The organism is Pseudoduganella buxea (assembly GCF_009720835.1).
GTDB classification, from domain to species: Bacteria; Pseudomonadota; Gammaproteobacteria; order Burkholderiales; family Burkholderiaceae_D; genus Rugamonas; species Rugamonas buxea.
In genome coordinates, this window is the sequence record NZ_WNKZ01000046.1 from 1 (window position 1) to 22,421 (window position 22,421).

A 22,421-nucleotide genomic window follows, 5' to 3' on the forward strand; every position below is an offset into this window, starting at 1 on the left:
GCACGTCGGCCAGCACGGGCAAGGCGCGCGCGGCCGCCTTGATGGCGTCGCGCATGGCCGCGATCGATGCCACGCCGCGCACTTCGGCATCGCGCTGTTCGCGCGCCGTCCTGAGTGCCGCAGCGTCGGCGGCGGCCGACTCCGTCGCCTGCCTGGTGGGCGGCAGGCGCCGCGTGGGCACAGCCGTCGTCTTCTCTACTGCCATCTGCCCTGCCCTTGCTTCGTCATATGTTAACATCGCCAACCCTGGATTTTCAGAGGCAAGCATGACCGATCCTGTCGACCCGCATTGTAGCGCCCCGGAAGACGGGCAGGCGCCGTTCCAGCTGCGCTCGACCGTCGATGCCGCCGCGCTGGAGCGCATGGCTCCGGCGCTCGAGGCCATCCTGCTTGGCCGCCTGATGGCGCACCGGGCACGCTTCGTCAAGCCCTACCAGCCACGCCCCCGCCTCGCCGCCTTCATCAAGCGCTGCTGCGTGGCCGGGCTGCTGCTATCGCTGGCCTTTACCGCCTCGGGTGGGCTGGAATTCGGCCCGTACCGGCTCGACCTGCTGTGCGCCGTCGCCTTCGTGGCGATCCTGGCGCTGTCCTTCGTTCCGCCCCGCCTCGAAGCGTGGGTGCGCAGGCCCTGGCACAGGTACTGGCACCACCTGGCCCGGGTCCGAACCAATACGATCCTGAAGGCAGCGCGGGCCAGCGCGCCCTTCGATGCGCAATACGATATCGACGAGGGCCAGCTGCGCTACACGCGCATCCGCGGCGACGACGGCGAGGGAAACGCCCAGGTGCAGTGGCGCCGCCCCCTGGCCGGCATCGCCGTGCCGGGACCCGGTTTCACGCTGCTCTTCAAGCACGCCCGCGCGCTTGGCCCCACGCTGATCGTGCTGCACGCTCCCTCGGCGGCATTCGACGCCATGCTGGCGCGCCACGGCGTCCATTGCCTGCCGCCGGCGTGAAGTCGTGGCCGGTGTCATCCGGGCTCGCGGCAGCGCAGCCCGGATGTTAAGATCGCAACATGATCACCCATGCATCGCTTTTCCCCTCGCTGCGCCGGCTGCACCGGGCCACCGTGGTCTGGCTCACCAGCTGGTGGCGCCTGGCGCAATTCGCCGTGCTGGTGCTGTCGCGCGCGTTCACGCCATCGAGCTACCGCAAGGACAACCGCAATGCGCTGGCCTGCCAGGTGGTGCTGGGCACGGCGCCGAACCTGCTGTGGTTCTCGGTCCTGTCGGCGCTGATCAGCCTCGTCATCATTCGCATCGTCGTCGTCACGGCCTACAGCTACGGCCTGTCCGGTTACGCGCTGGAGATGGTGGTGCGCGTGCTGGTGCTGGAACTGATCCCGCTGACGGCCGCCCTGTTCGTGGCCTTGCGCACGACCTTGCCCGCCGGCGTCGAGTTCGCGCAGAAGCGCCTGGCCGCGGCGGCAGCGGCAGCGGCCGGATCGGCCGGTACCCGGGTCGACCCGATGACGGCCCTGCGCACCGAGTACTTCCCGCGCGCCGCAGCCGGTGTGTTCGCCGTCTGGCTGCTGGCCGCCGTCAGCTGCATCCTCACCCTGGTGCTGACCTACCTGATCATCTACGGCTTTACGCCCTACGCCCTGCCCGGCTACACGCGCGTGGTCGGGCAGATCTTCAATCCTTCCGTGGCGCTGATCCTGGTGCTGAAGATCGCCCTGTTCAGCTTCGCGGTGGGCATCATCCCGCTCGCGTCGTCGTACTACGATGCCGCCGCCAATCCTTTCGTGCTGCGTTTTCGCGCCACCCACGGCCTGGCGGACATGGTACGCATGTTCTCCGTCGTGCTGCTGATCGAAGGCGCGTCCCTGATGGGCAACTACTACTGATACCGATTCCATGACCGAACCGACTTCCCCCGCCCCGGCACCGGCCGACGCCGCGCCCGTGCGCAATGCCGAACTGAAGGCGGCCCTGCTGTTGATCCTGATGGTGGCGCTTGTCGCCGGCGCCGCCCTCTACCTGATGTATGCGCGCGGTGCATTCGAGCCGACCCAGCGCCTGGTGCTGACGGCCGACGATTCCGAAGGCGTGGCCGTCGGCATGGACGTGACGTTCGCCGGCTTTCCCATCGGCCGCGTGCAACGCATCGAGCTTTCGCCCGAAGGCAAGGCCCGGGTGCTGGTGGACGTGCCGAAGAAGGACGCCCACTGGCTGCGCACCACCAGCATCTTCACTCTCGAAAAAGGCATCGTCGGTGGCGCCAAGCTGCGCGCCTTCACGGGCATTCCGACCGACCCGCCGCTGCCGGACGGCGCCGAACGGGGCATGCTGGTGGGCGACGCGGCCGCCGAAATCCCCCGCCTGCTCGCTGCGGCGCGCGACGTGCTGGCCAATGTGGCGGCATTGACGGCGGAGGAATCGGCGCTGGGCAGCAGCCTCAAAAACGTCCAGGGCGTGACGGAAAAGCTGAACGGCCCGAACGGCGCCATGGGCCTGATCGCCGGCAAAGACCGCAAGGCCCGCGAGCTGCTGGCCAACGCCAATTCGCTGATCGTCAAGGCCGACCGGCTGGTGGGCAATGCCGACAGCAAGGTCTTCGGCAAGGACGGCGTGGCCACCGATGCCCAGGCCGCCATCGTGCAGCTGAACGGCCTGCTGTCGGATGCCCGCGCCAGCCTGAAGAAGATGGATGCCGTGCTGGTGGAAGCCCAGGCCGTGGGCAAGAACGCCCGCGTCGCCACGGAAGACCTGGGGGCGCTGCGCGCCGATATCGACAGCAACCTGCGCCGCATCGAGCAACTGGTGAACGAGATCAATCGCAAGTGGCCGTTCAAGCGCGAGACGGAGATCAAACTGCCATGAAGCCGATATCCCTGACCATCCTGTGCGCCGCCCTGCTGGCCGGCTGCGGCAGCAGCCCGCCCGTGCCGGACTGGAAGATGAACGCGCAAGGCTCGCTGGAACGGGCCACGAATGCCTACCTGTCCGGCAAGGAGCTGGTGGAAAAGACGGAGTTCGGCCGCGCCCGCGAGCAGATCGCCGGCACCGGCAAGATCGACCTGGTGATCCGCGCGGAACTGATCCGCTGCGCCGCACGCACGGCGGCATTGGCCTTCGAGGACTGCGCCGGCTTCGACGCGCTGCGGGCCGACGCGACAGCGGCCGACCTGGCCTACGCCGCCTACCTGGCCGGCCAGCCGGCCCAGGCGGCGCTGTTGCCGGAACCGCAACGCTCCGTGCAGGCGGCCGGCTCCGACCAGGCCGCGGCAAGCGCCGTGAAAACCATCGCCGACCCGCTGTCGCAGCTGGTGGCGGCCGGCGCCCTGTTCAAGGCCAACCGCGCCACACCGGAACTGGTGGCGCAGGCCGTCGATACGGCCTCGAACCAGGGCTGGCGCCGGCCCCTGCTGGCGTGGCTGAACGTGCAGGCGCTGCGGGCGGAAAAGGCCGGCGCGGCGGACGAAGCGGCCCGCATCCGGCGCCGCATCGCGCTGGTGCAGGGCCAGCCGGCGTCCTGAGACTGCGCCCTACTCTTCCAACGCGGCGTCGGCTGCCGCTGCTTCGCGCAGCTTGTCCTTCTTGCTCTTGCGCTTGCCCTTGATGCCGCCGTTGACGGTGTCGGTAATCGCGCTGGCCGGCGGCGCCGCCGTTTCGACGGGCTCGTAGCCGGCCACGGTTTCCCGCGCCAGGCGCAGGCCGTGGCGTTTTTCGATCAGGCGGAAATGCTGTTCCGTGTCAAAACTGACGAAGCTGACGGCCGTGCCGCTGGCGCCGGCGCGGCCCGTGCGGCCGATGCGGTGGGTGTAGTCGGCCGGTGAACGGGGCAGGTCGAAATTGACAACGACGGGCAGCTGGGCGATGTCGATACCGCGCGCGGCCACGTCGGTGGCCACCAGCACGTGCAGGCGGCCGGCCCGGAAGTCGGCCAGCACACCGGTGCGGGCACCCTGGCTGAAGTCGCCGTGGAAGGCTTCGGCGGCGATGCCGTTGCGGCGCAGCTTGTCCGCCACGTGTTCGGAAGCGTACTTGGTGGCCGTGAAGACAAGCACCTGGCGCCAGCCGTTGGCCTTGATCAGGTGCTTGAGCAGTTGCAGCCGGCGCAGCGGATCGACGGCGAATGCGCGCTGCTCGATGGCCGGCGCGTCGCTGCCGTCGGCCTGCACTTCCACCTTGACGGGGTCGGCCAGCAAGGTCGCCGCGAGCGCCTGCACGGCGGGCGGGAAGGTGGCGGAGAAGAACAGGTTCTGGCGCCTGGCCGGCAGCAGCGCCAGGATGCGCTCGATCTCGTCGGCGAAGCCCATGTCGAGCAGCTTGTCCGCTTCGTCCAGCACCAGGGTCGCCGTGTGATCCAGCACCAGCGCGTTGTGCTCGACCAGGTCGAGCAGGCGGCCCGGCGTGGCGACGACGATGTCCGTGCCGCCGCGCAGCGCCATCATCTGCGGGTTGATCGACACGCCACCGAAGACGATGCTGACCTTGATCGTGGACGGCAGGTGCTGAACCAGCTCGCGGATCGCCTCGCCCACCTGGGCCGCCAGCTCGCGCGTGGGCACCAGCACCAGCCCGTGCAGGCCTCGCCGCGTGCCCTGGCGCGCCAGCAGCGCATGCAGCATCGGCAGCGCGAACGCCGCCGTCTTGCCGGAACCGGTGCGGGCGGCGCCCAGCACGTCCCGACCCGCCAGCGCGGCGGGTACGGCGGCGGCCTGGATCGGGGTCGGGGTCTGGTAGCCGATGGCGGCAACCGCTTCGGCAAGGGCGGGCGCGAGGCCCAGCGAGGTAAATGGCATGGCAGTCGATTCTGTGTTCAAGGTGCGCAGTATAAATCACGCGGGCACCTCAGCTGCCATGACGGCCTGCGCAACATGCCGTGCCCCTACTGCCCGGACAACTCACGCATCCTTGCATACAGGTTCGACTTGCCTTCGAAGCCGATGCCCGGCAGGTCCGGCATCGTGATGAAGCCGTTCTCCACCCGCACGCCGTCGGGGAAGCCGCCGAAGGGCTGGAACAGGTCTGGATAGCTTTCGTTCCCGCCCAGGCCCAGGCCCGCCGCGATATTGAGCGACATCTGGTGGCCGCCGTGCGGAATGCAGCGGGTGCGCGACCAGCCGTGTTCCTCCAGCATGTCGAGCGTGCGCAGGTACTCCACCAGGCCGTAGCTCAGGGCACAGTCGAACTGCAGCCAGTCGCGGTCGGGCCGCATGCCGCCGTAGCGGATCAGGTTGCGCGCGTCCTGCATCGAGAACAGGTTCTCGCCCGTCGCCATGGGGTTGGCGTAGTAGCTGCGCAAGGTGGCCTGCAGCTCGAAGTCGAGCGGGTCGCCTGCTTCCTCGTACCAGAACAGGTCGTACTGCGACAGCGCCTTGGCATAGGCGATGGCCGTATCGAGGTCGAAGCGGCCGTTGGCATCGACGGCCAGCTTCTGGCCGTCCTGCAGCACCGACAGCACGGCGTCGATGCGGCGCAGGTCTTCGTCCAGCGAGGCGCCGCCGATCTTCTTCTTGACCACCGTATAGCCCCGGTCGATATAGCTGCGCATCTCGTCCTTCAGCGCATCCATGCTCTGGCCCGGGTAGTAATAACCGCCGGCGGCGTACACGAACACCTTGCGCTCGGGCGTGCCGTTGCCGTAACGGTCGGCCAGCAGCTGGAACAGGGGCTTGCCGGCGATCTTCGCGGTGGCATCCCAGATCGCCATGTCGATGGTGCCGATCGCCACGGAGCGCTCGCCGTGGCCGCCCGGCTTCTCGTTCTGGTACATGCAGTCCCATACCTTGTTCGGATCGAGGTTGGTGCCGGCAGCGTCGACCAGGGTGGCGGGATCGGCTTCCAGGATGCGGGGGATGAAGCGCTCGCGCATCAGCATGCCCTGGCCGTAGCGGCCATTCGAATTGAAGCCGTAGCCCACCACGGGCTTGCCGTCGCGGATCACGTCCGTGACGACGGCCACCAGGCTCAAGGTCATCTTCGAGAAATCGATGTAGGCATTGCGGATGGGGGAACTGATGGGCAAGGTCAGCTCGCGGATGTCGACGATCTTCATGGCGGGTCTCCTGTAAAGGCCCCCACTCTACGCCCGTTCGCGGAACGTATAATTCACCTGGAATCAATCCATTATTACGTTCAAGTGAAGAATCGGGGCGAACCATGACGAGCGACCTGGAATTTTTCGTACTGCTGTCCAAACTGGGCAGCCTGGCCGCGACGGCGCGCGAGATGGCGGTGACGCCACCTGCCGCCACGCGCCGGCTGAAGCAGATGGAAGCGCGGCTGGGCGTACGGCTGGCCCAGCGCAGCACGCGGCGCATCGCCTTGACCGACGAGGGCGAGCTGTACCTGGCCCAGGCCACGCAGATCCTGGCCGATATCCGCGCCATGGAGGATGCCGTCACGAGCCGGCGGGTGGAGCCGAAAGGCCTGCTGCGGGTGAACGCGACGCTCGGCTTCGGGCGCACCACCATCGCGCCGCTGGTGTCGCGCTTCGCCCGCACTCACCCGGAAGTGGCGGTACAGCTGCAGCTGACGGACCGCGCCATCAACCTGGTGGAAGACGGCTACGACCTGGGCATCCGCTTCGGCGAGCTGGCCGATACGCGCCTGGCGGCGCGGCGCATCATCAGCAACCGGCGCTTCCTGTGCGCGGCCCCCGGCTACCTGAAAAAACACGGCGCGCCGGCCTTGCCCGCGGACCTGGCCCTCCATGACTGCATCCTGCACCGGCAGAACGACGAGGCCTATGCCAGCTGGCGGCTGACGCGCGGGCGCAAGACGGAGAACGTCAAGGTGCGCGGCCGCCTGTCGTCGAACGACGGCGACGTGGTGCTGGGCTGGGCCCTGGACGGCCACGGCATCCTGCCCCGCTCGGAATGGGATGCGGCGCGCTACCTCGACAGCGGGCGGCTGCAGGTGGTGCTGCCGGACTACGCGCTGCCGCCGGCGGATTTATACGCCTACTACCCGAGCCGGCACCACCAGAGCGCGCGGGTGCGCGCCTTCATCGACTTCCTCGTGGAGGCGCTGGCGCCGGCCCCTACATCCCCACGTCGCCGTACGGCCCCGCGATGACCACGACATAGCCTTCCGGGTCGCGCAGCCAGATTTCCCGGTGCTGGGCATTGCGGTTCTCGTGCGCTTCCTCCAGCACGGTGGCGCCGCAGGCGGCGATGCGGTCCACCGCGTCGTCGAAATCGTCGGTCCAGAACCACAGCAGCGCGCCGTTGCCGATGACCTTGTCGGGCTTGCCGATATGGGAGTGATGGTGGGCGTCCCAACGGTGCAACTGCAGGATCATGTGGCCCTCGAACATCAGCTGCTCGTAATCGGGGCCGCCGTGGCCGCTCCTGCAGCCGAGCACCGCCTGGTACCAGCGGCTGGACGCTTCGACATCGCTGACGGCGATCAAGGGTTGCGCTTGCATGGTGCACTCCTCCTTCGGACGTGGAATGGCGCCAGCATAGCACCGCTGTACTCAGCCGCGGCGCAGCGGAAGCCACTGCAGCAGCGCCCACGCGGCCTCCGGCACGATGAAAAGCCACAGCAGCGGCGTATCGGATGCGCCCAGTGCCCACGCCATCCACGTGCAGAACAGCAGGCGCCCGACGCCGTCGTAGCGGCCGAAGCGGGTCTGCGGGTCGCTGATGCGCAGCACGGCCCAGGACAGCACGACGGTGCCCATCAGGCAGGCGAACAGCACGTGCAGCGGCGCGAAGGCCGGCAGCGGCGCGCCACCCAGGTCGCCGTTCACCGCCGCCAGGTGGGCGTGCATGAAGGCGAAGGTCCATGGCGTGGCGAAGGGCGCCGTCACGACCAGGTCGTAGATGCCGCTGGCGCGCACGATGCGGCGGTAGGTGGCGGGAGCTAGGTGCAGGAAGGTAGTCATGGCCGGTCTCCAGTTCAAGGGTGCGGCCATGCTAAAGGCTGGAGTACACTCGAAGGTCAAGCACTTTGGAGGAACACGATGCGCATCGGCGAAATCGCCGCCGCTACCGGCATCAGCCGCGACACGCTGCGCTTCTACGAGAAGCGCGGGCTGTTGCGGGCCCGGCGCGGCAGCAACGGCTACCGCGAATATCCGCCCGAGGCGGTGGACTGGCTGCGCTACATCCGCACGGCGCAGGCGCTGGGCTTCACGCTGGCCGAAATCGAGGCCGACCTGCCCCTGCTGGCGGCGCCGAACGCCGTGTCGGCCGCGGCGCTGCGCCAGGCCATGCGCGGCAAGCTGGCCGAAATCGACCGCCGCATCGAGGCGCTGGCCATGCTGCGCGGCGAACTGGCGCGCCGGCTGGACACGATGCCGGCCGATTGCCCGCTGGCCTCGCGCGCCTTGCAGACCACTACCGAAGCCGCCTGACGGCAGTGCCGCCCGTCAGCGCGCCCACATCAGCCGCAAGCCCAGGCCGATGAAGACGATGCCGGCGGCCCGGTCCAGCAGCGGCCCGGCCTGGGGGTGGCGGTTCAGCCACTGCCCGACGGTGCCCGAGAAAAAGCCCAGCAATCCGAACAGCACGGCCGCCTGCAACGCGAAGGTGATGCCCAGCAGGCCCAGTTGCAGGCCCACGGCGCCGTTGGCGGGCACGACGAACTGGGGCAGGAAGGACAGGAAGAACAGCGTCACTTTCGGATTGATGGCGCTGGCCATGCAGCCTTTCAGGAACAGCCGCGCCAGCGGCTCGTCGGTGCCGGCAGCGGCATCGATGCGCACGGCACCGGCATGGCGCAGTGCATTGAAGCCCAGCCACAGCAGGTACAGGCCACCGGCCACGCGCAATCCCGTCAAGGCCAGCGGCGAGGCCGCCACCAGCGCGCTCACGCCCAGCACGGCCAGCAAGGTGTGACTGAGGCAGCCGAAGGCGCAACCGAGGCCGAAGGCGATGCCGCGACTGCGCCCTTTCGACATGCCCATGCCCAGCACCATCAGGTTATCCGGCCCCGGCGATACGGTGAGCAGGACGGCGGTGAGGAGGAAGGCGGAGAACTGGGCAAGGGTCAGCATGGGGCACTCGAGGCGAAAGCGGGAGCGCGAGTATACCAATGGCGCCGATGCGCTAGGATACGATGATGACAGCGCCTGCCATGGTCACCGCCACCTTCACCTTCGACGCAGCCCTGCTGCCCTTCCTGCCGCGCCAGCGCCGCGCCGGGCCGTTCGCCACGCCGTGCGCGCGCGCCGCCACGGTCAAGCACATGGTCGAGGCGCTGGGCGTGCCGCACACGGAGGCGGGCACGATCCTGGTGAACGGCAGGCCGGCGCCGCTCGACCGACTGCTGGAAGACGGCGATAGCGTGCAGGTGCTGGCCGTGGCGCCGACCGTGCTGACGCCGGGCGAAGCCCGCTTCACGGCCGACGCCCACCTGGGCGGGCTGGCACGGCTGTTGCGGATGGCCGGCTTCGACACGCTGTACGACAACGGCGTCGACGATGCCGCCATCGAGGCCGACGCGGCGGACGGCGGGCGCATCGCCCTGACGCGCGACCGCGAATTGCTGAAGCGGCGCGGCGTGGCGCGGGGCTGCTACGTGCGCGCGCTCAAGCCCGAGCAGCAGCTGGCCGAGGTCTTTGCGCGCTATGGCCTGGCCGGCGCCATGCGGCCGTTCACCTTGTGCCTGGCCTGCAACCTGCCCTTGCACGATGTGGCAAAGGCCGACGTGGCCGGGCGCCTGCCCCCTTCCGTGCGGCTGGTGCACCAGCACTTCCTCACCTGCCGGCAGTGCCACGGCGTGTTCTGGCAAGGCTCGCACTGGCAGCGCATGCGCACCCTGCTGGACCGGGTGGGCGCTGCCTGACGCTTTTTCCCAACACGGCCGCCCCAATCGCACGTGCCTTGCGCGAGATTGCCCTACTTCAATAATGACCGCGCTATGGTTGACCGGATACCGATCAAGACAATGCGGGGAGGCTGGCGTGCTGGTGATCATGGGCTTTATCGTCGTTGCGGCCTCCGTTCTGGGCGGCTTCGCGCTGCAGGGCGGGCACCTGGCGGCGCTGTTCCAGCCGACGGAACTGTTGATCATCGGCGGCGCCGCGCTGGGGGCTTTTTGCGTCGCCAACGACCGCCGCTCGATCGCCGCCACCGTGGCCGCGCTGCCGCTGCTGTTCCAGACCTCGCGCCACTCCAAGGCCCTGTACCTGGATTTGATGGCGCTGCTGTTCGAGCTGCTGACGAAGGTGCGCAAGGAAGGCATGATGGCCGTCGAAGGCGACGTCGATACGCCGCACGACAGCGCGCTGTTCGGCCGCTACCCCGCGATCCTGGCCGAGGCCCATGTCCTCGAGTTCATCACGGACTACCTGCGCCTGATGATCTCGGGGAATATGGACGCCTTCCAGATCGAGAACCTGATGGACAACGAGATCGACACCCACCACGAGGACAGCGAAGTGCCCGTCCAGGCCATTGCCCAGATGGCCGAGTCGATGCCGGCCTTCGGCATCGTCGCCGCCGTCATCGGCGTGGTGCACACGATGGCTTCGGTGGGCCTGCCGCCGGCGGAGCTGGGCATGCTGATCGCCGGCGCGCTGGTGGGCACCTTCATCGGCATCCTGCTGTCGTACGGCTTCGTCGGCCCGCTGGCCGCGCTGCTGCGCAGCAAGCACGCCGAGACAGCCAGGATGTACCAGTGCATCAAGGTCACCCTGCTGGCAAGCCTGAACGGTTACGCGCCGGCGCTGGCCGTGGAATTCGGCCGCAAGGTCGTCTCGGCCATGGAACGCCCTTCGTTCCTGGAGCTGGACCGGCAGGTGCGGCAGGCACGGGCACCGGCGAAATAGGCGAGGAGGGACGGCCGGACGGGCGTCGCGGCCCGCGCCAACGCCGGGCCCGCAGCCACGCTATAATGACTGGCTCCGTCCACGCCATCCAGCCGACCAACGTGAATCCACTTCTCGACAAGCTGCATCCCTACCCGTTCGAAAAACTGCGCCAGCTGTTCGCGGGCGTAACGCCCAATGCCGCGCTGCGCCCCATCAGCCTGGGCATCGGCGAGCCGAAACACCCGACGCCCCAGTTCATCCGCCAGGCCCTGGCGGAGAACCTGGGCGGCCTGGCCACCTACCCCACAACGTCCGGCTCGGAGGCGCTGCGCGGCACCATCGCGGGCTGGCTGGAACGGCGCTACGACCTGCCGGCGCTGGACCCGGCCACGCAGGTGCTGCCCGTGAACGGTTCGCGCGAGGCGCTGTTCGCCTTTGCCCAGGCCGTGATCGACCCGGCCGCCAATGCGCTGGTGGTTTGCCCGAACCCGTTCTACCAGATCTACGAAGGCGCGGCCTACCTGGCCGGCGCCGAGCCTTACTTCGTCAATTCGGACCCGGCCCGCAACTTCGCCTGCGACTACGACAGCGTGCCCGACGAAGTGTGGAAGCGGGTGCAGCTGCTGTATCTGTGCTCGCCCGGTAACCCGACCGGTTCCGTGCTGTCGCTGACGGACTGGGAAAACCTGTTCGCGCTGTCCGAGCGTTACGACTTCGTGATCGCCTCGGACGAGTGCTACTCCGAGATCTACCACGGCGACGAGGCGCCGCTGGGCGCGCTGCAGGCGGCCCATATCCTGGGCCTGTCGTCGGTGGACAAGCCGTATGCCCGCCTGGTGGTGTTTTCCAGCCTGTCGAAGCGCTCCAACGTGCCGGGCCTGCGCTCGGGCTTCGTGGCCGGCGACGCCGACATCCTGAAGAAATTCCTGTTGTATCGTACCTACCACGGCGGCGCCATGAGTCCCGCCGTGCAGGCCGCATCGATCGCCGCGTGGAACGACGAGTCCCACGTGGCGGAAAACCGCACGCAGTACCGCGCCAAGTTCACCGTCATCACGCCGCTGTTGCAGCAGGTGCTGGACGTGGCACTGCCCGACGCCGGCTTCTACCTGTGGGCCGACGTCAGCCGCACGGGCCTGACGGACGAAGAATTCGCCCGTCGCCTGTACGAACAATACAATGTCACGGTCCTGCCGGGCAGCTACCTGGCGCGCGATGCCCACGGCAGCAACCCTGGCCGCAACCGCATCCGCATGGCGCTGGTGGCCGAAACGGCCGAGGGCCTGGAAGCCGCACAGCGCATCGTCCAATTCTGTAACACCCTGACTCTACAAAGCTAACATCATGACCCAACAACTTCAGCAAATCATCGAACAGGCCTGGGACAACCGCGCCGAAATCAATCCGGGCAACGGCAGCGCCGAGCTGCGCGACGCCGTCTCGCACGTGCTGGCAGGCCTGGACAACGGCAGCCTGCGCGTGGCGCAGAAGGACAGCGGCACGTGGGTCGTCAACCAGTGGATCAAGAAGGCCGTGCTGCTGTCGTTCCGGCTGGAGAACAACGTCGTGCTGCCATCCGACGGCACGATGCAGTTCTACGACAAGGTGCCCACCAAGTTCGCCGACTACACGCCGGAAGACTTCGCCAAGGGCGGCTTCCGTGTGGTGCCGCCGGCCGTGGCCCGCCGCGGCTCCTTCATCGGCAAGAACGTCGTGCTGATGCCTTCCTACGTCAATATCGGCGCCTATGTCGACGAAGGCGCGATGGTCGATACGTGGGCCACCGTCGGTTCCTGCGCCCAGATCGGCAAGAACGTCCACCTGTCCGGCGGCGTCGGCATCGGCGGCGTGCTCGAACCGATGCAGGCCAACCCCACCATCATCGAAGACAACTGCTTCATCGGCGCCCGCTCCGAGATCGTCGAAGGCGTCATCGTCGAAGAGAACTCCGTCATCTCGATGGGCGTCTACATCGGCCAGTCCACCAAGATCTACGACCGCGCCACCGGCGAAGTGACGTATGGCCGCATCCCGTCGGGCTCCGTCGTCGTCTCCGGCTCGCTGCCTTCGGCGGACGGCAAGTACAGCCTGTACTGCGCCGTCATCGTCAAGCGCGTCGATGCGCAGACCCGCGCCAAGACGGGCATCAACGAACTGCTGCGCGGCGTGTAAGCCGGCGCCTGATGCATTGGGGACTGTCCCTTCGGGGACTGTCCCCGGTTTTTCACCACGGATGGAAACGACACCATGATGGACCGCCTGTTCCAGCTGATGAAGGAGAAGAACGCGTCGGACATGTTCTTCGCGGCGAATTCGCCGGTCCATATCAAGATCAACGGCAACCTGATTCCCATCAACCAGCAGAAGCTGGAGCCGGAGAACATCCGCGCCCTGCTGGCGGAGGTGTGCACGCCCCAGCAGATGGACGAGCTGGAAAGCACGAATGAACTGAACCTGGGCGTGTCGCGCGCCAACCTGGGGCGCTTTCGCCTGTCCGCGTTCCGGCAGCGCGGCAGCATCTCGGCCGTGTTCCGCTTCGTGCCGGCAGTGATTCCCGCCCTGGACGAACTGGGCCTGCCGCCCGTGCTGGCCGAACTGATCATGGAAAAGCGCGGCCTGCTGCTGCTGGTCGGCTCGACGGGATCGGGCAAGTCGACCACCATCGCCTCGATGCTGGACCACCGAAACGAACTGCGGGCCGGCCATATCCTGACCCTGGAAGACCCGATCGAATACCTGTTCAAGAACCGCAAGTCGATCGTGAACCAGCGCGAGATCGGCAGCGACGCGAAGGACTTCGAGACGGCCCTGCGCAACTCGCTGCGCCAGGCGCCGGACTGCATCATGATCGGCGAGATCCGCGACCGCGCCACGATGGCCGCCGCGCTCGCGTATGCCCAGTCGGGCCACCTGGTGCTGGCCACCCTGCACGCCAACAACAGCTACAACGCGCTGAACCGCATCATCAGCTTCTATCCCATCGAGAACCGCCCTGCCCTGCTGCAGGACCTGGCGTCGACCGTCAAGGCCATCGTGTCGCAGCGGCTGATCCGCTCGAGCCAGGGCGGCACGCGTACGGCGGCCGTGGAGGTGATGGTCAATACCCGCCACGTGTCGGACCTGATCGAGAAAGGCGATATCGCCCAGATCAAGGAAGCGCTGGAGACGAGCATGTCGCCGGGATCGCAGTCCTTCGAGCAAGCCCTGTTCCGGCTCGTGCAGGAAGGCCGCATCACGCAGGAAGAGGCGCTGGCCAACGCCGATTCGGCCACCAACCTGCTGTGGTTGCTGAACAATGGCCCGGATTCGCGCCAGGCCAGCCGGCAGGCCGAGCCCGAGCCGAAACCGGCGGCCGATCCGGCCGGGCCGTCGTTCACGGAATTTACGCTGAACGGCTGACGCTTGCCGGCTGCGGCATCCAGGGTACCGGGGCATGCGACCTTGAAAGCCAGAACGAACAATCTGGGTCGGACCCGCCGGGTCCGCCCCCACCTGCCCGTGCGGGCTATAATGTCGCACTTCACTTGCCCACGGCCCTGCACGCGGCCTTCGCTTCCTCCGACACTCCATGATCACTCTCTACGGCATCCCCAACTGCGACACCGTCAAGAAAGCCCGCACCTGGCTGGCCGACCAGCAGCAGGACTTCACCTTCCACGACTTCAAGAAACAGGGCCTGGACGCCGCCACGGTGGCGCACTGGCTGCGCCACCTGGACTGGGAAGTGCTCGTCAATAAGAAAGGCACGACCTGGCGCGGCCTGCCGGACGAGCGCAAGGCCGCCGTCCTCGATGCGGCCAGCGCCACGGCGCTGATGCTGGAATTCCCGTCCGTGATCAAGCGCCCCGTGCTGCAAACGGCCGCCGCCTGCCACGTGGGCTTCAAGCCCGAGCATTACCAACAGATCTTTACCAACTAAGCCATCCATGACCGCTTCCCGTACCCTCGCGCTGACCGAAAAACTGATCGGCCGCTCTTCCGTCACCCCCGAGGACAAAGGCTGCCAGCAGCAATTGATCCACGCGCTGGAGCCGCTGGGCTTCAAGTGCGAAACGATCCAGTCCGGCGACGTGACGAACCTGTGGGCGCGACGCGGCACCGAACAGCCCGTGCTGGTATTTGCCGGCCACACCGACGTCGTGCCCACGGGCCCTGTCGAGCAGTGGGCGTCGGAGCCCTTCTTCCCCACCATCCGCGACGGCAAGCTGTATGGCCGCGGCGCGGCGGACATGAAGACGTCGATTGCCGCCTTCGTCGTCGCCGTCGAGGAATTCGTCGCCGCCCACCCGGACCACAAGGGCTCGATCGCCTTCCTGATCACCAGCGACGAGGAAGGCCCGGCCACGGACGGCACGGTTGTCGTCTGCAACCGCCTGAAGGAACGGGGCGAGGCGATCGACTACTGCATCGTCGGCGAGCCCACCTCGGACAAGACCCTGGGCGACATCATCAAGAACGGCCGGCGCGGTTCGCTGTCCGGCTGCCTGACCATCCAGGGCGTGCAGGGCCATATCGCCTACCCGCAACTGGCGCGCAACCCGATCCACCAGGCCGCCCAGGCGCTGGCCGACCTGGTGGCCGAGGTGTGGGACGAAGGCAATGAATACTACCTGCCGACGTCGTGGCAGATGTCGAACGTGAAGGCCGGCACGGGCGCCAACAACGTCATTCCCGGCGAGATGATCATCGACTTCAACTTCCGCTTCTCGACGGCCAGCACGGCCGATGGCCTGAAGGAGCGCGTGCATGCGATCCTGGACCGCCATGGCCTGGAGTACCACCTGAAGTGGACCCTGTCCGGCCTGCCCTTCCTCACCCCGCGCGGCACCCTGTCGACGGCGCTGTGCGAAGCCATCAAGGCCGAGACGGGCGTGGAAACGGAACTGTCGACGACGGGCGGCACGTCGGACGGGCGCTTTATCGCGCAGATCTGCCCCCAGGTGATAGAATTCGGCCCTCCGAACGCCAGCATCCACAAGATCGACGAGCACATCGAAGTGCGCTTCATCGATCCGCTGAAGAACATCTACCGCCGCACCCTGGAAAACCTGCTGGCCTGAGCCACGCAGCGGCGCGCCACATCTTATCGAGAACCTATGGACACCTCTCTCTTCATCACGCCGCGCGACCTGCTGCGTTACGCCACCACGCGCTTCAATACCGAGAAACTGTTCTTCGGCCACGGCAGCGCCGAGGCGTTCGACGAAGCGGCCTACCTGATCCTGCATACCCTGAAGCTGCCGCTGGACAAGCTCGAGCCCTTCCTGGATGCGCGCCTGCTGCCGCAGGAAGTGCAGCAGGTGCTGGCGGTGATCGAGCGCCGCGCAACCGACCGTATCCCGGCCGCCTACATCACCAACGAAGCGTGGCTCGGCACCTACAGCTTCTATGTCGACGAGCGCACCATCGTGCCCCGTTCGTACATCGCCGAGCTGATTCCCGACTACTTCGCGCCGTGGGTGAACAACCCTGACGGCATCGCCAACGTGCTGGAACTGTGCACGGGCTCCGGCTGCCTGGCCATCATGATGGCCGACGCCTTCCCGGATGCCCAGGTCGACGCCGTCGACATCTCGCCGGATGCGCTGGCCGTTGCCCGCCGCAACGTCGACACGTACAAGCTGCAGGGCCGCGTCAACCTGATCGCCTCTGACCTGTACCAGAACGTGCCGCCGAAGAAGTACGACCTGATCGTCACCAATCCGCCCTACGTCAATTCCGGTTCGATGGCCCAGCTGCCACGGGAATACCTGCACGAGCCGCAGATCGCGCTCGATGGCGGTGCCGACGGGATGGACCTGGTGCGCAGGATCGTCGCCGGCGCGGCCGAGCGCCTGACGGAGGACGGCCTGTTGATCGTCGAAATCGGCAACGAGAAGGCCTACGCGGAGGCCGCCTTCGGCCACCTGGGCCTGACGTGGCTGACCACCAGCCAAGGGGATGACATGGTCTTCCTGCTGACCGCTGACCAACTGAAAATCTAAGATGATACGTTTTAACCAAGTCAGCCTGATGCGCGGCGTGAAGCCGCTGCTGGAAAATGTCGACCTGACCTTGAACCCGGGCGACAAGATCGGCCTGATCGGCGCCAACGGCGCCGGCAAATCGAGCCTGTTCGGCATGCTGCGCAACGAGCTGCACCCGGACCAGGGCGAGATCGACTTCCCCGCCAAGTGGCGCATGGCCTACGTGGCCCAGGAAACGCCGCCGCTGGAACGGGCCGCGCTGGACTACGCCATCGACGGCGACGTCAACCTGCGCAAGCTGCAGGCCGAGCTGGCACGCCTGGAAGCGCTGCCCGAGACGGCGCAGAACTCAATGGACAACGGCATCGCCATCGGCGAGATCTACAGCGCGCTGGCCGACGCGGACGCCTACACGGTGCAGTCGCGCGGCGAACAGCTGCTGCTGGGCCTGGGCTTCTCGATCGACCAGATGCAGCAGAGCGTGGCCAGTTTCTCCGGCGGCTGGCGCATGCGCCTGAACCTGGCGCAGGCGCTGATGTGCCCTTCGGATCTGCTGCTGCTCGATGAACCGACCAACCACCTGGACCTGGACGCCATCATCTGGCTGGAAGACTGGCTGAAACGCTATGCCGGCACCCTGATCATCATTTCGCACGACCGCGACTTCCTCGACGAAATCGTCAACGTCGTCGTCCATATCGACGAGCGCAAGCTGAAACGCTACTCGGGCAACTACTCCAGCTTCGAGCGCCAGCGCGCGGCCCAGATGATCCTGGCCGCCGGCGCGGCCGAGAAGCAGGCCCGCAAGAAGGCCCACCTGGAATCGTTCATCGACCGCTTCAAGGCCAAGGCCTCGAAGGCCAAGCAGGCCCAGAGCCGCATGAAGGCGCTGGCCAAGATGGAAGAACTGGCGCCGCTGCGGGCCGCCGCCGAATTCTCCTTCGAATTCCGCGAGCCGCTGAGCGCCCCGAATCCCCTCCTGGTGATGGAAGACGTCAATTGCGGCTACCGCAGCGAGGACCCGGAAACCTACGAGATCCGCGAGAAGACCATCGTCAACGGCGTCAATTTCAGCCTGCAGATCGGCCAGCGCATCGGCCTGTTGGGCGTGAACGGCGCCGGCAAATCGACCCTGATCAAGACCATCGCGGGCGAACTGATGCCGCTCGAAGGCATCGCCACGACGGGCAAGGGCCTGACCATCGGCTATTTCGCCCAGCACCAGGTGGAGATGCTGCGCCACGAGGAGTCGCCCCTGTGGCACCTGCAGAAGATCGCGCCGACGGTGCGCGAGCAGGAGCTGCGCAACTTCCTGGGCGGCTTCAACTTCCCGGGCGCCATGGTGACGAGCCCGATCGCACCGTTCTCCGGCGGCGAAAAGGCACGCCTGGCGCTGTCGCTGATCGTCTGGCAGCGTCCGAACCTGCTGCTGCTCGATGAACCGACCAACCACCTGGACCTGGAAACGCGCGAGGCGCTGACGGAAGCGCTGGCCCAGTTCGAAGGCACGCTGGTGGTGGTCTCGCACGATCGCCACCTGCTGCGTGCCACGACGGACCAGTTCATCATCGTCGCGGATGGCCGCCTGCAGCCTTTCGACGGCGACCTGGACGACTACAAGGACTGGCTGTTCAAGACCAAGCTGGGCAAGGGCACGGATGTACTGCCGGCGGCCGGCAAGGAAAACAAGACGGCCTATCCGACCGCCTCGCCCGTCGCCCCGGCCGCCGCGCCGGCCGTGGAAAAGCGCGACAAGCGCCAGGAAGCGGAGCTGCGCCAGAAGCTGTCTGCGCAGCGCAAGCCGATCGAGAACAAGATCAGGAAGCTGGAAGAGCAGATCGCCAAGCGCAATGCGCAGAAGGCGGAAGTCGATGCCCAGCTGCTGGACCCTGCCATCTACGATGCGGCCAACAAGGCCAGGCTGAAAACCCTGCTGGCCGACCAGGCCTTCTACACGAAGGACCTGGAACAGCTGGAAGGCGAGTGGCTGGGGTTGCAGGAGCAGCTGGAAGCCCTGGCTGCATGATGCCGCCGGCCACGCCGTGGAACGTTACGCGGCGTGGCGGGACCCCAGGTTGACGCGGCGGATCGCCATCAGCCGGTCGATATCCAGCACGATCAGGCGGCGCTCGCCCGTTTCGGCAAGGCCCAGCAGGTAGTCGGCATCGCGCGCCGCTTCCGCGCTCAGGTTCGGGAAGGGCTTGATCTGGCTGCGCGCCAGGCTGACGATATCGGTGATGCCGTCCGTCACCATCCCCATCACGCAGCTGGACAGCTTCAGGATAATGACGTCCGTGCCCGGATCGTGCTCGGGCGGGCGCGGGCCGAAGGCGATGCGCATGTCGACGATGGGCATGATGACGCCGCGGGAGACGGCCACGCCCTGGACGATCTCGCCGTCCGCGGCAAAGCGCTCGAGCGCCTTCAGGGGCCGCAGCTCCTGCACATTGCTGTAGTCGAGCGCGTATTCCAGGCCGCCCAGCCGGAAGCTCAGGTACTGGCGCACTTCGCCGTGCGCTGCGACAGTGTCAAATTTCGGCGCTTGCATGGTGTTCCTTTCTCGATCGTGGCCGCCGCGACGCATGGCGGCAGAGTCAGGCATTGACCATCGTAACCGTCGGTGGCCTTGACACGTTGACCGGGCTCAATGATTCCACCTGCCGTGCCCGCCTGAACAAGACCCGGACAAAACCGGCAACAGTCCCCTGTTTTACAGCAATTGACAGCACCGCCGGCCGCCGCTACCGTGGGGCTCTTCCCTTGCCGAAGGAGCCGCCCTTGTCAACGCCCGCCCTGCCCCTCGCCGGCATCCGCGTCCTCGACCTCACCCGCCTGCTTCCCGGCCCCGTGGCCACCCTGCGGCTGGCCGAGATGGGCGCCGACGTGCTGAAGATCGAAGAGCCCGGCGACGGCGACTACGCCCGCGCCATCGGTCCGGCACGCTGCGAAGTCTCGCAGTTCTTCGTGGCCGTCAACCGGGGCAAGCGCCTGCTGCGCCTGGACCTGAAGGACGCGGCCGGACGCGACGCGCTGCTCGCCCTGGTCGACACGGCCGACGTGCTGGTGGAAAGCTTCCGGCCGGGCGTGATGGACCGCCTGGGCCTGGGCTGGCAGGATCTGAAAAGCCGCAATCGCCGCCTCGTGATGTGCGCCATTTCCGGCTACGGCGCCACCGGTCCGATGGCGCATCTGGCAGGCCACGACATCAACTACACGGGCCTTGCCGGCATGCTGGCGCAGAACGCCGGGCCGGACGGCCGCCCCGTGCTGCCGAACCTGCAGGTGGGCGACCTGCTGGGCGGCGCCCAGTCGGCCGTGCAGGGCATCCTGGCCGCGCTGGTGGCCGTCAAGTGTGGCGGGATGGGCAGCTTCGTCGACGTGTCGATGACGGACGCCGTGTTCGCCCACAACATCATGCCGCTGGTGGCCCACAACAACGGCCAGGCGGCACCGCCGGGGCGCGACCTGCTGACGGGCGGGGTGCCCTGCTATAACGTCTACCGTACCCTGGACGGCCGCTGGATGGCCGTCGGCGCGCTGGAACTGAAATTCTGGCAGGGCTGCTGCGCCGTGCTGGGGCGGCCGGACCTGGCGGGGCGGCACTGGCAGCTGGGCCAGAGAGTCGGCGGCGACGATGCGCTGGCCGTGCAGGCGGAACTGGACGCACTGTTCGCCACGCGCACGCAGGCGCAGTGGTGCACGCTGTTCGACGGCGTCGACTGCTGCGTCACGCCCGTGCTGGACACGACCCAGGCGCTGGCCCATTCCCTGTTCCACGCGCGCGGCATGGTGGAACGCTTCGTGCACTCCACCGAAGGCGAAAGCCTGCTGCCGGCCGCGCCGGTGCGCTTCACGGCGTAAGACCGGAAGGCGGCTGCCACGCCAGCGCGCCGGCACTGCCTCCGGCGACTGGCGCGTGCTGCTGGGCCGCGCCGCGCAGGCGGGCCCGCACTTCCTGCGACGTCATATGCCAGGCTGGCGCGGCGTACGGGTCCACCGCCAGGATGCGCAGCTGCGTCTCGCCCGCCAGTTGCCCGACCTGGCAGCGCACGTCGCCGGCCAGCGCATCGCGGCGCCGCCGCGCCGCCAGGGCCTGCTCGCCCATCGCCACCTGCTGCGATCGGGCCTGCCGGGCTGCCAGGGTCAGTTTGCCCACTTCCTGCAGCACCGGGGCCGCCTTGGCGGCCATCTTGCGAAACAGCGCCAGCTGCGGCGGCGTCAGGTGTACTTCGCCCTGCCGCACCCGCTGGGCCAGGGCCAGGTAGCCGCGCACGTCCTGTCGCGCCCTCAGCTCGCCGATGGCCTCCGTATGGCGCTGCGTCAGGCGGCCATAGGCGGCCGCGCGCGCGGCGAAGTCAGCCACCTCCGCGTCGTGGCGGGCCGTGTCGGGTACCAGGGCGAACAGGTTCATTTCGTTCTGCTTGCGCGGACCCGCGATGTCGATGGCGATGTGGCGAGCGGCGATGGCGCAACCGGTGGCGCAGCCGATCACCACGGTGTCGGCCACGATCTCGCAATTGACGGCATGCCTGATGTGCACCGTGGTGCCCGCGATCACGCAGTTCTGCGCCCGCAGCACGTGCACTTCGCCGGCCCGGGTGCGCAGCACGGCATTGGCCGCCACGCCGCCGACGCGGATGTCGCCATCGGCGTTGACGGCGGCGCCGCCCATCAGGTTGCGCCGCAAGGTGATGGTGCCGCCGCGCGAGACGATGCGGCCGAACACGTCGCCGTGGATGGTGATGCCGGCGCCTTCGACGATGCGCTTTTCCTGCACCTCGCCGAATTCCTCGTAGTCGCCCTGCAGCTGCAGGTTGCCCGTGGTGCGGGTGCTGACGCCGTCGCGGTTGACGATTTTCGCGCCGATCGACACCCGCGCGCTGCGATGGTCGACGCTGACGAAGCCTTGCACGGCCGCCACCAGGTAGTCGGTGCCGTCCGCGTGCTCGATGACGGTGCCCGGCCCCGCCACCGTCACCAGTTCCACGTCGCGCCCGGCGGGCGCCGCGATGGCGATGCCGGACAGCTCGAAGCCGGTCGTGCCGGCCGTACGCGGCACTTTCCTCAAGAGCCGCTGGCGCGCCGCCACCTGGGGAAAGCGGTTCTGGAAGCTGTGCAGGTCCAGGCGGCCGCCGGGCAGTTCGCGCGGCGCGTTCGACCGGTGCAGGGTATCGGCCACTTCGGCGACGCGGGCATCCTGCCCCGGCACGGGATCGCGCCGGCGCGCAACGACGCAGCGCAGGGTGCGGCCGCCGGCGATGGCGGCCCGCACGGCGTCGGCATCGATGCCGAAGCGGATGCCCTTGGCCCACATGTCTGCGACAAATTCGTCGAAGGACAGTCGGACCGCCGGCGGCCGGCCCGCGCCGGCGTCGAGGAACACAGGTTCGAAGCAGTAATGCGCTTCGCCCTGCACGATGCGCACGGACTTGTACAGCGCGCGCCGGGCCGGGATGAAGGGCTCGATGCCGGCGGCAAGGCGCACTGGGCCCTCGATGGGGACGGGGAGCGGCCCGAAGACATGGCGCAGGAAGACGTCGTAGTCGAGCCCCGTGAAATGGCCGCCGCTGGCGAAGATGCGGGCCACGGCGTCCTGGCAAGTCTGCGCCGTGCTGCCGGCGCCGAAGAAGACGCCGTCGTCGCACTGCACCAGCACGGGGCCGGGCGGCGTGGATGCCGCACCCTGGTCGCCTGCCGTTGCCAACACCTTGTCCGAGAGTTCGTCCATGAGTTCCGCCATGT

General features: G+C 67.7%; 23 protein-coding genes and 1 pseudogene. 16 read left to right on the top strand and 8 right to left on the bottom strand.

The window, feature by feature from the left end:
* A pseudogene (locus tag GM672_RS15870) lies at positions 1 to 205 on the bottom strand (cupin-like domain-containing protein); the annotation flags it as partial.
* A 61-nt stretch (positions 206 to 266) separates the two neighbouring features.
* On the opposite strand from GM672_RS15870, the gene GM672_RS15875 reads away from it, so the two are divergent.
* The 4 genes from GM672_RS15875 to GM672_RS15890 are packed head-to-tail and all read left to right on the top strand — an operon-like array spanning position 267 to position 3,481.
* On the top strand, positions 267 to 956 hold the full coding sequence (locus GM672_RS15875) for a hypothetical protein (RefSeq protein WP_155471514.1): 690 nt from the start codon (positions 267 to 269) through the stop codon (positions 954 to 956).
* A 59-nt stretch (positions 957 to 1,015) separates the two neighbouring features.
* On the top strand, positions 1,016 to 1,849 hold the full coding sequence (locus GM672_RS15880; protein ID WP_155471515.1) for an MlaE family ABC transporter permease: 834 nt from the start codon (positions 1,016 to 1,018) through the stop codon (positions 1,847 to 1,849).
* 10 nt (positions 1,850 to 1,859) lie between these two features.
* The gene (locus GM672_RS15885; RefSeq protein ID WP_155471516.1) at positions 1,860 to 2,825 is read left to right on the top strand and encodes an MlaD family protein; all 966 of its coding nucleotides are present in this window, start codon (positions 1,860 to 1,862) and stop codon (positions 2,823 to 2,825) included.
* Entirely contained in the window at positions 2,822 to 3,481 is a 660-nt protein-coding gene (locus GM672_RS15890) for a hypothetical protein (protein ID WP_155471517.1), read from the top strand. The genes GM672_RS15885 and GM672_RS15890 overlap by 4 nt, the downstream gene beginning before the upstream one ends.
* A gap of 9 nt (positions 3,482 to 3,490) precedes the next feature.
* Here the strand turns inward: GM672_RS15890 and GM672_RS15895 are convergent, their stop codons facing one another.
* Positions 3,491 to 4,750 (bottom strand): DEAD/DEAH box helicase, encoded by a 1,260-nt coding sequence (locus GM672_RS15895; protein WP_155471518.1) that lies wholly within the window; start codon positions 4,748 to 4,750, stop codon positions 3,491 to 3,493.
* A gap of 86 nt (positions 4,751 to 4,836) precedes the next feature.
* Positions 4,837 to 6,006: a mandelate racemase/muconate lactonizing enzyme family protein gene (locus GM672_RS15900; protein ID WP_155471519.1), complete on the bottom strand. Its 1,170-nt coding sequence runs from the start codon at positions 6,004 to 6,006 to the stop codon at positions 4,837 to 4,839.
* 104 nt (positions 6,007 to 6,110) lie between these two features.
* Between GM672_RS15900 and GM672_RS15905 the strand changes: the two genes are divergently transcribed.
* Positions 6,111 to 7,028: a LysR family transcriptional regulator gene (locus GM672_RS15905; protein ID WP_155471520.1), complete on the top strand. Its 918-nt coding sequence runs from the start codon at positions 6,111 to 6,113 to the stop codon at positions 7,026 to 7,028.
* Here GM672_RS15905 and GM672_RS15910 read toward each other — a convergent pair.
* Together GM672_RS15910 and GM672_RS15915 are read right to left on the bottom strand one after the other, a co-directional pair.
* Positions 6,994 to 7,380, bottom strand: coding sequence for a VOC family protein (locus GM672_RS15910; RefSeq protein WP_155471521.1), 387 nt, complete (start codon positions 7,378 to 7,380; stop codon positions 6,994 to 6,996). The genes GM672_RS15905 and GM672_RS15910 overlap by 35 nt on opposite strands.
* 51 nt (positions 7,381 to 7,431) lie before the next feature.
* Positions 7,432 to 7,842, bottom strand: a complete 411-nt coding sequence (locus GM672_RS15915; protein ID WP_155471522.1) for a hypothetical protein — start codon at positions 7,840 to 7,842, stop codon at positions 7,432 to 7,434.
* 78 nt (positions 7,843 to 7,920) lie between these two features.
* Here GM672_RS15915 and GM672_RS15920 point away from each other — a divergent pair, with 78 nt between their 5' ends.
* Positions 7,921 to 8,313 carry a MerR family transcriptional regulator gene (locus GM672_RS15920; RefSeq protein WP_155471523.1) on the top strand — a complete coding sequence of 131 codons (393 nt, stop codon included), beginning with the start codon at positions 7,921 to 7,923 and terminating at the stop codon, positions 8,311 to 8,313.
* Between the two features lie 15 nt (positions 8,314 to 8,328).
* Here the strand turns inward: GM672_RS15920 and GM672_RS15925 are convergent, their stop codons facing one another.
* On the bottom strand, positions 8,329 to 8,955 hold the full coding sequence (locus tag GM672_RS15925; RefSeq protein ID WP_155471524.1) for a LysE family translocator: 627 nt from the start codon (positions 8,953 to 8,955) through the stop codon (positions 8,329 to 8,331).
* Between the two features lie 65 nt (positions 8,956 to 9,020).
* Between GM672_RS15925 and GM672_RS15930 the strand changes: the two genes are divergently transcribed.
* The 9 genes from GM672_RS15930 (at position 9,021) to GM672_RS15970 (ending at position 18,705) form a co-directional block, all read left to right on the top strand.
* Positions 9,021 to 9,746, top strand: coding sequence for a Mut7-C RNAse domain-containing protein (locus GM672_RS15930; RefSeq protein ID WP_229417766.1), 726 nt, complete (start codon positions 9,021 to 9,023; stop codon positions 9,744 to 9,746).
* 118 nt (positions 9,747 to 9,864) lie between these two features.
* The gene (gene motA / locus GM672_RS15935) at positions 9,865 to 10,731 is read left to right on the top strand and encodes a flagellar motor stator protein MotA (protein WP_170300094.1); all 867 of its coding nucleotides are present in this window, start codon (positions 9,865 to 9,867) and stop codon (positions 10,729 to 10,731) included.
* Positions 10,732 to 10,832: 101 nt separating this feature from the next.
* Positions 10,833 to 12,053 (top strand): succinyldiaminopimelate transaminase, encoded by a 1,221-nt coding sequence (gene dapC, locus GM672_RS15940; RefSeq protein WP_170300095.1) that lies wholly within the window; start codon positions 10,833 to 10,835, stop codon positions 12,051 to 12,053.
* 4 nt (positions 12,054 to 12,057) lie between these two features.
* A complete protein-coding gene (gene dapD, locus GM672_RS15945; RefSeq protein WP_155471527.1) occupies positions 12,058 to 12,885 on the top strand; it encodes a 2,3,4,5-tetrahydropyridine-2,6-dicarboxylate N-succinyltransferase in 828 nt (275 codons plus the stop codon).
* A 78-nt stretch (positions 12,886 to 12,963) separates the two neighbouring features.
* Positions 12,964 to 14,112 (top strand): PilT/PilU family type 4a pilus ATPase, encoded by a 1,149-nt coding sequence (locus GM672_RS15950; RefSeq protein ID WP_155471551.1) that lies wholly within the window; start codon positions 12,964 to 12,966, stop codon positions 14,110 to 14,112.
* Between the two features lie 169 nt (positions 14,113 to 14,281).
* Positions 14,282 to 14,632: an ArsC family reductase gene (locus GM672_RS15955; protein WP_155471528.1), complete on the top strand. Its 351-nt coding sequence runs from the start codon at positions 14,282 to 14,284 to the stop codon at positions 14,630 to 14,632.
* A 7-nt stretch (positions 14,633 to 14,639) separates the two neighbouring features.
* Positions 14,640 to 15,773 carry a succinyl-diaminopimelate desuccinylase gene (gene dapE, locus GM672_RS15960; RefSeq protein ID WP_155471529.1) on the top strand — a complete coding sequence of 378 codons (1,134 nt, stop codon included), beginning with the start codon at positions 14,640 to 14,642 and terminating at the stop codon, positions 15,771 to 15,773.
* A 36-nt stretch (positions 15,774 to 15,809) separates the two neighbouring features.
* Positions 15,810 to 16,697 (top strand): 50S ribosomal protein L3 N(5)-glutamine methyltransferase, encoded by an 888-nt coding sequence (gene prmB, locus GM672_RS15965; protein WP_155471530.1) that lies wholly within the window; start codon positions 15,810 to 15,812, stop codon positions 16,695 to 16,697.
* 1 nt (position 16,698) lies between these two features.
* Positions 16,699 to 18,705 carry an ATP-binding cassette domain-containing protein gene (locus GM672_RS15970; protein ID WP_155471531.1) on the top strand — a complete coding sequence of 669 codons (2,007 nt, stop codon included), beginning with the start codon at positions 16,699 to 16,701 and terminating at the stop codon, positions 18,703 to 18,705.
* A 24-nt stretch (positions 18,706 to 18,729) separates the two neighbouring features.
* On the opposite strand, the gene GM672_RS15975 is transcribed toward GM672_RS15970, so the two are convergent.
* The gene (locus GM672_RS15975) at positions 18,730 to 19,227 is read right to left on the bottom strand and encodes a chemotaxis protein CheW (protein WP_155471532.1); all 498 of its coding nucleotides are present in this window, start codon (positions 19,225 to 19,227) and stop codon (positions 18,730 to 18,732) included.
* Positions 19,228 to 19,439: 212 nt separating this feature from the next.
* Here GM672_RS15975 and GM672_RS15980 point away from each other — a divergent pair, with 212 nt between their 5' ends.
* A complete protein-coding gene (locus GM672_RS15980) occupies positions 19,440 to 20,540 on the top strand; it encodes a CaiB/BaiF CoA transferase family protein (RefSeq protein ID WP_155471533.1) in 1,101 nt (366 codons plus the stop codon).
* Here GM672_RS15980 and GM672_RS15985 read toward each other — a convergent pair.
* Positions 20,530 to 22,419, bottom strand: coding sequence for a flagellar assembly protein A (locus GM672_RS15985; protein ID WP_229417768.1), 1,890 nt, complete (start codon positions 22,417 to 22,419; stop codon positions 20,530 to 20,532). The two genes, GM672_RS15980 and GM672_RS15985, sit on opposite strands and share 11 nt — an antisense overlap.
* Positions 22,420 to 22,421 lie beyond the last annotated feature (2 nt).